Genomic DNA, 6,565 nt, shown 5'->3' on the forward strand with positions numbered 1-6,565 from the left:
CATCCGGATCCTCCAACCCGACATGCAACCGCACCAGGGGCCCCGCGGCGTCCCACCGCGTCGCCGTTCGGAGCGCGGCGGGATCGACCGGGATCGCCAGGCTTTCATACCCGCCCCAGCTATAGCCGATCCCGAAATGGCGGAGGCCGTCGATCAAGGCAGCCCGCGCGGCATCGTCGCCCCCGGCCAGGACGAACCCGAACAGCCCGGACGCACCGCTGAAATCGCGCGCCCAGATATCGTGCCCGGGACAATCGGGTAATGCGGGGTGGATCACCCGCGCCACCTCCGGTTGCACCGCCAGCCACCGGGCCACCGCAAGGCCGCCGGCTTCGTGTGCCCGCAACCGCACGCCAAGCGTCCGCAACCCGCGACTGCCCAGAAAGGCGTCGTCCGGCGCGACATGGATGCCATAGGCATGCACCAAGTCGCGCAGGCGTTCGAACCGGCCGGGCCCCGCGGTCACCGATCCCAGCATCGCATCCGAATGCCCCACCACATATTTGGTGCAGGCCAGGATCGTCAGGTCGACCCCCTTCTCGATCGCGCGGAACAGCAGCGGCGTGGCCCATGTATTGTCGAGCAAGGTCGCCACCCCGCGCGCCTTTGCCACCGCGCAGATCGCCGGCACGTCCTGCACCTCGAACGTCAGGCTGCCGGGGCTTTCCATCAGGATCGCTGCCGTCCGATCCCCGATCAACGCCGCAATTCCGGCCCCGATCATCGGATCGTAAAAGGTGGTGGTGATCCCCATCGGCGCCAGCACCTTGCGGCAAAAGGCGCGCGTCGGTTCATAGGCGCTGTCGACCATCAGCACATCGTCGCCGGGCTTGAGCACGGACAGCAGCGCGCCCGCCACCGCCGCGACGCCGGACGGATACAGCATCGTGCCTTCTGCGCCGGGCTCCAGCGCGGTCAGCGCGTCGGCCAGCGCCCACTGCGTCGGCGTACCCCGCCGGCCATAATAGAGCCCGTCATTCGGCCGTGCCGATGCCGCCCGCATGTCGGCCACGCTGTCGAACAGCACCGTCGATGCGCGCCAGACCGGCGGATTGACGATCCCCTGCGTCCATGTCTTGCGCCGTCCGCCCTCCACCAACTGGGTGGCGGGCGCGACGGCGCGCTCCGGGTGCGACGACTGGGTCAGGCGACCGCCTTCTCGGTGGCCGCGTCGGCGCCCCATTCGCTCCAGCTGCCGTCATACAGCGCCACCTGGCTCGCTCCCAGCAGGTGCGCGCCGAACAGAACGACCGCCGCGGTCACGCCGGAACCGCAAGTGGTGACGATCGGCTTGGCCAGGTCGACGCCGGCCGCGTCGAATACCGACTTCAGCGTGTCGCCACGTTTCCACGTCCCGTCCGCTTCGAACAGGCTGTCCTGCGGGATGTTGACGCTGCCCGGGATGTGGCCCGGGGCCACGCCCGGCCGCGGATCGGCCTCCGCGCCGGAGAACCGGGCTGCGGACCGCGCATCCACCACCTGCTCCGCACCGGACGCCTGATTGGCCTTCATCTGCGCCAGGTCGCGCACCGCCTTTTCGTCCTTCCACACCGTGAAATGACGATGGCGCAGCGTCTCCTTACCCTTTTTCAGCACCCGGCCTTCCGCCTTCCACTTGGCCAGGCCACCGTCCAGGATGGCGACGTCATGGGCGCCGTGCGTCTTCAGCATCCACCACGCGCGCGCCGCCGTGTGGTGCGGAGAATTGTCGTAGATCACGATGCGGCTGCCATCGCCCAGGCCCAGCGCCTGCATCCGGCTCGCGAACTTTTCTGCCGGCGGCAGCATTCCGGGCAGGTCCGTCGCCGTATCGACCAGATCGGCCAGATCCATGAACACCGCGCCCGGAATATGGCCCGCTTCATACTCGGCGGCCGGATCGCGCGTCGGGTCTGTCGCGAAATAGGTCGCGTCGACGATGCGCAGGTCGTTCGCCCCCAGCTCTTCGGCCAGCCAATCGGTCGATACCAACGCGTCCATCATCGTCTCCCTGTTCGTTGTCGGGCACCCTAACCGGCGCATCGGCGGGGTTCAATCGCGCATCGGTCCAGCTTCGTTTTTGGCCGGAGATCGGTTAGATGAGCCGCCATGACACCGCTTCATCTTGGACAATCCAGCGCCCTGCCCGCCTCGCCGGAGGCCGCAACGCTCGATTATGTGCCCAACCCCCGCATCGGCAGCCTCTATCTGGTACGCTTCGCCGTTCCGGAATTCACCTCGCTCTGCCCAGTGACCGGCCAGCCGGATTTCGCGCATCTGGTGCTGGATTATGCACCGGGTGAAGCCATCGTGGAATCAAAGTCCTTGAAGCTGTTCCTCGGAAGCTTTCGTAACCATGCCGGCTTTCATGAGGATGTGACGGTCGGTATCGGGCAACGCTTGTTCGACGAGATGAAGCCCGTGTTCCTGCGGATCGGCGGCTACTGGTATCCGCGCGGCGGCATTCCGATTGACGTCTTCTGGCAATCCGGCCCAGCGCCCTCCGGCTTGTGGCTGCCGGACCAGGGCGTGCCGGGATATCGCGGGCGGGGCTGAACCAAATCCATTATAAATCGATTACTTACGGAACACTGCTAACGACGATACAGCGCCCGCGCGTCGGTCTTGAATGCCGCCGCGCTGGCACCGCGGCTGTAGAACATGTGCCCACCAGGATAGATGGCGAGCCTGACCCGCTCCGCCTGTCCATAGGCAGGCATCTGATCCACGATGAGGCGCGACGCGAAATAGGGGCAGCTGAGATCGCCCCAGCCATGAACGATCAGCACACCCATTTTCGGGTCGTTCGCCACTGCCTTGCGCAGGTCGGTGACCGGCGAATCGTCGAGTGTGCCACGATCCCAGGCGGCATTCACCGCATAGGATAGCGCGTTGTAGCGCGCATCGGTCTTCCATCCGACTTCGCGCGTGATGAAATCCACCATCGCGCTCGTCGTCGGTGCGATCAGCGAATCCAGGATCGGGTCGTTCGATCGCTGTTGCGGCGCGAACGGGAACGGATCCCATGCCGTGACATTGCTGTCATACACGCTCCCGATCTTGCCGTCGTCACGCCGGATCTCACGCAGATAGGTGCGGCTGTCGATCCGGCCGCCCATTCGCCGCACCAGCGCGGGGTCCAGCCCGGTCAACTCGGCCACCTTCGCTGCCATGCGCGCCGCCGCCGCCGGATCGGACCGGCCGTTCAACAGGTCGGTCGCATAAGGCCCGCGAACATAGGCCTCCACCTGCGCCATCGCCGCAGGGGTCAGCCGCCCCTGCCGCTCCAGATGTCCGGCTGCCATCGACGGCAAATCGATCATCCAAGGCAGCGGCGACAGCGCAGTTCCGTCGCCCGTCGCCGCCGGATCGAGATAGGGCGACACCATCACGATGCCGGAGATGCCGACACCCAGCTGGCTCTGCAGCTCATAGGCCAAGCGTGGCGCGCGGTATCCGCCATAGCTCTCGCCGACCAGATATTTGGGGGACCGCAGCCGTTCCGCCTTGACCAGCCAGTCATAGACGATCCGCGACAGATATTTGACATCGGGTTCGTTCGCGTAAAACGCCTTCTTCGTTTCCGCTTCGTCCACCAGCGACCGACTGAACCCCGTGCCGATCGGGTCGATGAACACCAGGTCGGTGAAGTCGAGCCAGCTTTCCGGGTTGTCGCGCGCGATTGCGGGATCAGATGGCGCATCGCCTTCGGCACCGAACTGCACGCGCTTCGGCCCGATCGCACCCAGGTTCAGATAGACCGACGATGCGCCCGGGCCGCCGTTGAATGCAAAAGTCACCGGCCGCGACGGATCGCGACCGGGCACGACATATGCGGTGTAGACAACTTGCCCGATCGTCTTGCCCTTGGCATCGCGAACCAGGATCGTTCCGACCGTCGCCTGGTAGCCGATGGTCTTGCCGCCGATCATGGCCGATTGCCGGACCGTCCTGTCCGCCGAAAGCGGTGGCAGCTCAGTCGCCGCCGCGTCGGCCTTGGCAACACCTTTCGGCGCTGCATCCTGCGCTATCGCCGGCGGCGCCAGCAACAGGCCAAGGGTCGTCAGGGCGATCAGCGAACGGGCCATGCGGTCACTCCGGGTTGGTCAGTGCCCCATTGAGCATCCGGCCGACCCTGCCGGCAACCCCGCATCGACGAAAACCGCGCGATACTCCACCAGCGACCGCCGATCTGCCCGGGGGAGGACGAAGATCCCAAGCTCAGATCAGTTTGATCTCGCGCAACCGCTGCATCAGATAGGCATGCGCGGTGATGCTGTCCGGAAACTGGTTCGGCCGCTCCGCGCTGATCGTCTGCGGCAACGTCTCGATCCGGTAATCGGGCCGGAAATGCAGGAAGAACGGCATCGAATACCGCGCCACCCCACGCCGCTCGGGCGGCGGGTTCATCACGCGGTGCGTCGTCGATCGCAAAACACCGTTGGTCAGCCGTTGCAGCATGTCGCCGACATTGACCACCAGTTCCCCCGGGCCGATCGCAACCGCCATCCACGCGCCGTCCTTCTTCTGCAGCTGCAGACCCGCCTCCTCGGCGCCCAGCAACAGCGTGATCGTATTGATGTCCTCATGTGCGCCGGCGCGGATGCTTGGCGACTCCGCGCCAATCGGTGGATAATGCAGCAGCCGCAGCACCGAATTGCCATCGCGCACCGTATCCACGAAGAAGTCGGGATCCAGCTTCAGATAGCGGGCGATCGCCGACAGCAATCGCGCGCCCGCGGCATCGAAAGCCGCATACAGGTCGAGCATGGCATCGCGAAAATCGGCGACTTCATCGGGCCAGACGTTTGGCGCCATCTCGGCTGCGAACGGATGGCCGGCCGGCAATTCCCGACCGACATGCCAGAACTCCTTCAGGTCGACCGCGCTCGCATCCTTCGCAGTTTCGATCCCGAACGGGGTCAACCCGCGCGCGCCGCCGGTTCCCGGTTGATGATATTGCCGCTTCACCGCTTCGGGCAACGCGAAGAACGCCTTGGCCGCCGCCTCCGCCCGCGCGATCACCGTCGGGTCGATCCCATGATCGCGCACCACCGCAAAGCCATAGACCTCGAACGACCGACCCAGCGCCTCAGCAAAGCCCTCCGGATCGATGTCGCCCTGCGCAACCGACAAAGATGCAATCCCGTCGGTCGTGGCGGTCTGGTCCAACAAATCGGTCGTCATGCCATCCTGTCCTTGTTTCCGGCCAATCTAAGCGGATTCACGATCGGAATAAACCGCGCGCGATCCCGGCGGCGCGAACGCACTAGCGCTTGAACAATCCACCCAGCAGCCCGCGGAACAGTTGTGCGCCCAGCCGCCCGGCGACCTGCCGCCCGACCGACGATGCGGCGGATCGCGCCGCCGACTGCACCATCTTGTCGATCACGGTCGGCCGCGCGGCGGCGCGCTCCGCCGCGATCCGTGCCCGCTCCTCGGCCTTGACCTGTGCGGCTTCGGCACGCGCGGCGGCCCGGTCCGCTACCGCTTTCAGCCGCGCGTCCGTCTGCGCCTGCGCCGCGGCCTGCTTGGCCTCTGCGGCCTGCGCCTTGGCCGCCTGCGCCTCCGCCGTCGCCCGCACGGTTGCCGCGGCGGCGTCGCCGGCCTTGGCCGCCAGCATTTCCTGCGCGCTTTCGCGGTTCACCGCCGCATCATATTTACCGGCATAGGGCGACAACGCGATCAGCATCTGCCGCTCCTTGTCGGTCACCGGCCCCAGCCGCGATCCGGGGGGCGCGATCAGCGTGCGCTCGACCGGCGCAGGCGCGCCATCGGCCTGCAACATCGACACCAACGCCTCACCGACCTTCAACTCGGTGATCGCCGTGGCGACATCGACACCGGGGTTGGCACGGAACGTCTCCGCCGCCGCGCGGATCGCCTTCTGGTCGCGCGGGGTGAAGGCGCGCAATGCATGCTGGACGCGGTTCCCTAACTGCCCGGCCACATCCTCCGGCACATCGACCGGGTTCTGGGTGATGAAATACACGCCGACGCCCTTGGATCGCACCAGCCGCACGACCTGCTCCACCTTGTCCATCAGCGCGTCGGGCGCCTCATCGAACAACAGATGCGCCTCGTCGAAGAAGAACACCATGACCGGCTTGTCCGGATCGCCCACCTCCGGCAACGTCTCGAACAGTTCGGACAGCAGCCACAGCAGGAACGTCGCATAGAGTTTCGGGCTGGCCATCAGACGGTCGGCCGCCAGCACATTGACATGCCCGCGGCCCTGCTCGTCCACGGCGATGAAGTCGCGAATGTCGAGCGCCGGTTCACCGAAGAACGCGTCGCCGCCCTGCGATTCCAATTGCAGTAACTGCCGCTGGATCGCGCCGACGCTCTGTTTCGTGACATTGCCGTACCGCGTCGTCAGTTCGGCTGCATTCTCCGCGACATGCGCCAGCATCGCCTGAAGATCGCCCAGGTCGAGCAGCAGCATCCCGCCCTCGTCGGCGACGCGGAACACGATCGCCAGCACGCCTTCCTGCACGGCGTTCAGACCCATCAACCGGGCCAGCAGCAAAGGCCCCATTTCGGATACGGTCGTTCGCACCGGATGGCCCTGCTTCCCAAACAGGTC

Annotated in this window: 6 protein-coding genes; 1 reads left to right on the plus strand and 5 read right to left on the minus strand. The window is 66.1% G+C overall.

Annotated features, from left to right (window positions below; translation table 11 throughout):
• Both metC and sseA read right to left on the minus strand, forming a co-directional pair.
• On the minus strand, positions 1-1,183 hold a 1,183-nt coding region (metC, locus tag VF649_RS01725; protein WP_331010230.1), incomplete at its 3' end, for a cystathionine beta-lyase.
• Positions 1,144-1,980 (minus strand): 3-mercaptopyruvate sulfurtransferase, encoded by an 837-nt coding sequence (gene sseA / locus VF649_RS01730; RefSeq protein WP_331010231.1) that lies wholly within the window; start codon positions 1,978-1,980, stop codon positions 1,144-1,146. The genes sseA and metC, both read right to left, overlap by 40 nt.
• A gap of 108 nt (positions 1,981-2,088) precedes the next feature.
• Here sseA and queF point away from each other — a divergent pair, with 108 nt between their 5' ends.
• Positions 2,089-2,535 (plus strand): preQ(1) synthase, encoded by a 447-nt coding sequence (queF, locus tag VF649_RS01735; RefSeq protein WP_331010232.1) that lies wholly within the window; start codon positions 2,089-2,091, stop codon positions 2,533-2,535.
• Positions 2,536-2,573: 38 nt separating this feature from the next.
• On the opposite strand, the gene VF649_RS01740 is transcribed toward queF, so the two are convergent.
• From VF649_RS01740 to VF649_RS01750, 3 genes are all read right to left on the minus strand, one after another.
• Positions 2,574-4,067: a S10 family peptidase gene (locus VF649_RS01740; RefSeq protein ID WP_331010233.1), complete on the minus strand. Its 1,494-nt coding sequence runs from the start codon at positions 4,065-4,067 to the stop codon at positions 2,574-2,576.
• A 133-nt stretch (positions 4,068-4,200) separates the two neighbouring features.
• Complete coding sequence (locus VF649_RS01745; RefSeq protein ID WP_331010234.1) at positions 4,201-5,166, minus strand: isopenicillin N synthase family dioxygenase; 966 nt, start codon at positions 5,164-5,166, stop codon at positions 4,201-4,203.
• 82 nt (positions 5,167-5,248) lie between these two features.
• Positions 5,249-6,565 (minus strand): helicase HerA-like domain-containing protein (locus tag VF649_RS01750; RefSeq protein ID WP_331010235.1); only part of this gene is annotated, 1,317 nt, incomplete at its 5' end.

Origin of the sequence: Sphingomonas sp., assembly GCF_036387535.1 — a bacterium.
Classification (GTDB): Bacteria; Pseudomonadota; Alphaproteobacteria; order Sphingomonadales; family Sphingomonadaceae; genus Sphingomonas_R.